Source organism: Pantoea sp. Morm, assembly GCF_016643525.1.
Taxonomy (GTDB): domain Bacteria; phylum Pseudomonadota; class Gammaproteobacteria; order Enterobacterales; family Enterobacteriaceae; genus Pantoea; species Pantoea dispersa.
Genome location: NZ_VOQX01000166.1, coordinates 1 through 4,613 on the forward strand (window position 1 = coordinate 1; position 4,613 = coordinate 4,613).

Below are 4,613 nucleotides of genomic sequence, written 5' to 3' on the forward strand. Positions count from 1 at the left end.
CCCGAACCGGCCAGCGAAACAGCGTTGTACTCACTCTACATCCCGGTCTCATTTTAAACGTTGCTACTATACGCAAGTGAGATCGGCTTGGGAATGGTCCGCCAGAGCCAGGAGAAAATAATTATCACACGTTAACAACTGGAAGGAATTTCAGGATATTTCTTGACCAGGCGCTGACATAAACTCACGTCAGCGTCCGAATAAAGCGGATAAAAACAGCCTCGGGACTCAATGATAGAACCAATAGATTCCCAGAATCAGTACGATCATCGCAGGCAACGGTGAAAACACGGCTCGCCAGCGCGTTTGCAATGGACGGAAGCCCGTACCATGAATCACGCCGGTGCACACCGCCCAAATCATCAATAATCCATGCCAGATGGCTAAGTCGCTCGTGCGGGCGGCAAAGCGTGACGGTTGCCAGATAACACAGCCCGCCAGCCACAGCGCCAGTATCAGCGAAAGGGCCCGTAACGGGCCCTTGTCCATCAGACGATACAGCGTCTGAATCAGTGTGCGCATCAGTGTTGTTTATCCTCTGCGCCACTCTCTTCTGCTTGCTCAATCGCCAGCGCCGTGATCACGCCAAACGCACAGGCCAGCAAAGTGCCAAGAATCCAGGCAAAATACCACATGCTCAATCTCCTTAATCAGTACAGGGAGTGCGTATTGCTCTCAATGTGTTCTTTGGTGATACGCCCAAACATCTTGTAATAACACCACGCGGTATAGGCGAGGATAATCGGGACAAAGATGATGGCGGCGAAGGTCATCACTTTCAGCGTCAGCAGGCTTGAGGTAGCATCCCACATGGTCAGGCTAGTGCCCGGCACGGTGCTGGAAGGCATAATGAACGGGAACATCGCGATGCCTGCAGTCATGATGACGCATGCCAGCGTCAATGAAGAAAAGACAAACGCCCAGGCGCCCTTCTCCATGCGCGAGCAGAGCACGGTCAGCAGCGGCAGCACCACGCCAAGCAGCGGGAACAGCCACAGGATTGGCGTCTGTTCAAAGTTCACCATCCACGCACCGGCTTCACGCACCACTTCTTTGCCCAGCGGGTTGGATGCAGCGTGATGATCGATGACGCTTTTCACCACATAGCCATCAATTCCGTATTTCACCCACACACCGGCTAATACGAAGCACACCATCATCACCAGCGCACTGATTTGCGCGGTGCCGCGCGCACGCAGGTGCAGATCGCCGTTGGTACGCATCTGCAGATAGGTCGCGCCTTGCGTCAGGATCATCGCAACACTGATCACGCCCGCCAGCAAGCCAAACGGATTGAGTAACTGGAAGAAGTTACCGGTATAGAACAGACGCAGATACTCATCCGCATGAAAAGGTACGCCCTGCAACAGGTTGCCGAAGGCCACGCCAATCACCAGCGGCGGAACGAAGCTGCCGATGAAAATGCCCCAGTCCCAGGCGTTACGCCAGCGCATCTCCTCAATCTTCGAACGGTAGTCAAAACCCACCGGGCGGAAGAACAGCGAAGCCAGCACCAAAATCATCGCCACATAGAAGCCGGAAAACGCGGCGGCGTAAACCATTGGCCAGGCGGCAAACAGCGCGCCACCTGCAGTGATCAGCCATACCTGGTTGCCGTCCCAGTGCGGGGCGATGCTGTTAATCATGATACGTCGTTCGGTATCGGTACGGCCAAGGATGCGCGTCAGCATCCCGACCCCCATATCAAACCCGTCGGTAACCGCAAAGCCAAGCAGCAGCACGCCAATCAGCAACCACCAGACAAAGCGCAATACTTCATAATCAAACATGGTTGCTCTCCTTATCCACGCACGGGCTGAGCAGCCGCTTTCACGGTCTCATGATGGTAGCGGCCAGTCTTCAGGCTGCTGGGGCCCAGACGGGCGAACTTGAACATCAGGTACATTTCCGCCACCAGGAAAAGGGTGTAAAGACCGCAAATCAAAATCATTGAGAACAGCAGATCGCCAACGGTCAGTGAGGAGTTCGCCACGGCGGTCGGTAGGACTTCACCAATTGCCCACGGCTGACGACCGTACTCTGCAACAAACCAACCTGATTCGATGGCAATCCATGGCAGCGGAATACCGTACAGCGCCGCCTTGAGCAGCCAGCGGCTCTTACCAATGCGGTTGCGAATCACACTCAGGAATGACAGAGCGATGATGCCCAGCAGCAGCACGCCACACAGCACCATGATGCGGAAGGCGAAATAGAGCGGTGCCACACGTGGAATCGAATCCTGTGTCGCTTTCTGAATCTGCGCTTCAGTCGCATTCGCCACATCCGGGGTATAGCGCTTCAGCAGCAAGCCATAACCGAGATCCTGTTTACTGGCTTCGAACTGGCTGCGAACTGCAGGATCTTTGCTGCCCGCGCGCAGTTCATTCAGCAACGCGTAGGCTTTCATGCCGTTACGGATGCGCACTTCATGTTGCGACAGCAGATCTTTCAGACCGGTGACCGGTGTATCCACCGATCGCGTCGCGATCAGCCCGAGCAAATACGGGATTTGAATCGCGTACTTGTTCTCCTTCGAATCCTGATCGGGAATACCAAACAGCGTGAAGGCAGCAGGTGCAGGCTGCGTTTCCCACTCAGCTTCTATTGCTGCGAGTTTGGTTTTCTGTACGTCACCCATTTCATAACCGGATTCATCACCCAAGACGATCACCGACAATATCGCGGCCATGCCGAAGCTGGCTGCAATACCGAATGAGCGCTTAGCGAATGCCACATCACGGCCTTTCAGCAGATACCAGGCACTGATACCCAGCACGAACATCGCGCCGGCGGTGTACCCTGCCGCGACGGTGTGAACAAATTTCACCTGCGCAACCGGGTTAAGCACCAGCTCGGAGAAGCTCACCATCTCCATGCGCATGGTTTCGAAATTGAATTCAGAAGCGATCGGGTTCTGCATCCAACCATTCGCCACCAGAATCCACAGCGCAGACATGTTAGAACCGAGCGCCACCAGCCAGGTCACCGCCAGGTGCTGGACTTTGCCGAGGCGATCCCAACCGAAGAAGAACAGACCAACAAAGGTGGATTCAAGGAAGAACGCCATCAAGCCTTCAATGGCGAGCGGCGCACCGAAGATATCGCCGACGTAGTGGGAGTAATATGACCAGTTGGTCCCGAACTGAAACTCCATGGTGAGACCGGTTGCGACACCCAGCGCAAAGTTGATACCGAACAACTTGCCCCAGAACTTGGTCATGTCTTTATAAATTTGCTTACCCGTCAGGACATATACGGTTTCCATGATCGCCAACAAAAACGCCATACCCAGCGTTAAGGGGACGAACAGGAAATGGTACATCGCCGTCAGGGCAAACTGTAAACGCGACAGCTCGACAATATCTAACATGATGACTCCTTGCTCCTCGCATGAATTTACTCTGCGGCTGACAACGGTAAACAACGAACATTGACGTGCAGAATAAGATCCAGGAACGACTGATTATTGATTCCAGTTTTATTACTGACAGAACAGAGAAATCTGTAGCCCGAAATGAGTGAGTAACAGTGTTGAAAATTTCCCGAAAAACCGATCGCTTCAATCTGTTTCGAGCAGGAGTATGATGCAAGAAGGCGACAGAATTGCGCTAACAACGCCTGGCTCAAACTCCTGAAAATTCGCGGAAAAGACTGAATTGATGCAGCGCAATTTATACCGTTTGTCGTGCGTGATGCCAGCAGTAAAGTTTGTTATATCTCACCCTTTATTGATCTGGATTAAGACAATATTTTTTCAGATATGTAGTGTTAGCGTTGTTGTTAATTAGTTGTCATGAACGCGTGATGCAATTAAGGAAATAATTACTTCTCCCGTATTTTTTTAACGTTAATACCGGATACTCAGGTTTAATTTCCCCTGTGAAATCACGCACATTTTCCTATCTTTACCCTTCCAACTCAGTAAGCATAGCCGCAGATTTTATCTCCGTTGCGGTTTTTCCCTGCTTTTTGTGTGACTCTGCACAGGGCGTTGTTGCCAATGGCCTCCCCTGCCCTTTCAGGCATAAAAAAAGCCACCCGAAGGTGGCTCCATGCGCATCACAAGTGATGACTTATTTGATTGGCAGAACTGCTTTAACGGCGTCGCCAATGTCAGCCAGGCTGCGTACGGTTTTCACACCGGCCGCTTCCAGCGCGGCGAATTTCTCGTCAGCGGTGCCTTTACCGCCAGCAATGATGGCGCCTGCGTGGCCCATACGTTTGCCTTTCGGTGCAGTCACACCCGCGATGTAGCCGACAACCGGCTTGGTCACGTGCTCTTTAATGAAGGCTGCGGCTTCTTCTTCAGCGCTACCACCGATCTCACCGATCATCACGATCACTTCGGTCTGTGGGTCATCCTGGAACATTTTCAGGATATCGATGAAGTTTGAACCTGGGATCGGGTCACCACCGATGCCCACGCAGGTTGACTGGCCGTAGCCGATGTCAGTGGTCTGCTTAACGGCTTCGTAAGTCAGGGTACCTGAACGGGATACGATACCGACACGGCCTGGCTGGTGAATGTGGCCCGGCATGATACCGATTTTACATTCGCCTGGGGTGATCACGCCTGGGCAGTTCGGGCCGATCATGCGTACGCCAGCTTC

Annotated in this window: 4 protein-coding genes and 1 pseudogene; all 5 read right to left on the bottom strand. The window is 53.0% G+C overall.

Going from position 1 to position 4,613, the window contains the following annotated elements:
* Positions 1 to 228: 228 nt before the first annotated feature.
* On the bottom strand, positions 229 to 522 hold the full coding sequence (gene ybgE / locus FT726_RS26040; protein WP_045833524.1) for a cyd operon protein YbgE: 294 nt from the start codon (positions 520 to 522) through the stop codon (positions 229 to 231).
* Entirely contained in the window at positions 522 to 635 is a 114-nt protein-coding gene (cydX, locus tag FT726_RS26045; protein ID WP_346303716.1) for a cytochrome bd-I oxidase subunit CydX, read from the bottom strand. Before cydX ends, ybgE begins: the two co-directional genes overlap by 1 nt.
* Before the next feature lie 15 nt (positions 636 to 650).
* Positions 651 to 1,790: a cytochrome d ubiquinol oxidase subunit II gene (gene cydB / locus FT726_RS26050; protein WP_346303717.1), complete on the bottom strand. Its 1,140-nt coding sequence runs from the start codon at positions 1,788 to 1,790 to the stop codon at positions 651 to 653.
* Positions 1,791 to 1,801: 11 nt separating this feature from the next.
* Positions 1,802 to 3,373, bottom strand: a complete 1,572-nt coding sequence (cydA, locus tag FT726_RS26055) for a cytochrome ubiquinol oxidase subunit I (protein ID WP_034829156.1) — start codon at positions 3,371 to 3,373, stop codon at positions 1,802 to 1,804.
* Between the two features lie 703 nt (positions 3,374 to 4,076).
* A pseudogene (locus FT726_RS26060) lies at positions 4,077 to 4,613 on the bottom strand (succinate--CoA ligase subunit alpha); the annotation flags it as partial.

Coding starts and splice junctions, on each gene's coding strand:
- cydB (WP_346303717.1), bottom strand. CDS start 1,790: ATGTTTGATTATGAAGTATTGCGCTTTGTCTGGTGGTTGCTGATTGGC.
- cydA (WP_034829156.1), bottom strand. CDS start 3,373: ATGTTAGATATTGTCGAGCTGTCGCGTTTACAGTTTGCCCTGACGGCG.
- ybgE (WP_045833524.1), bottom strand. CDS start 522: ATGCGCACACTGATTCAGACGCTGTATCGTCTGATGGACAAGGGCCCG.
- cydX (WP_346303716.1), bottom strand. CDS start 635: ATGTGGTATTTTGCCTGGATTCTTGGCACTTTGCTGGCCTGTGCGTTT.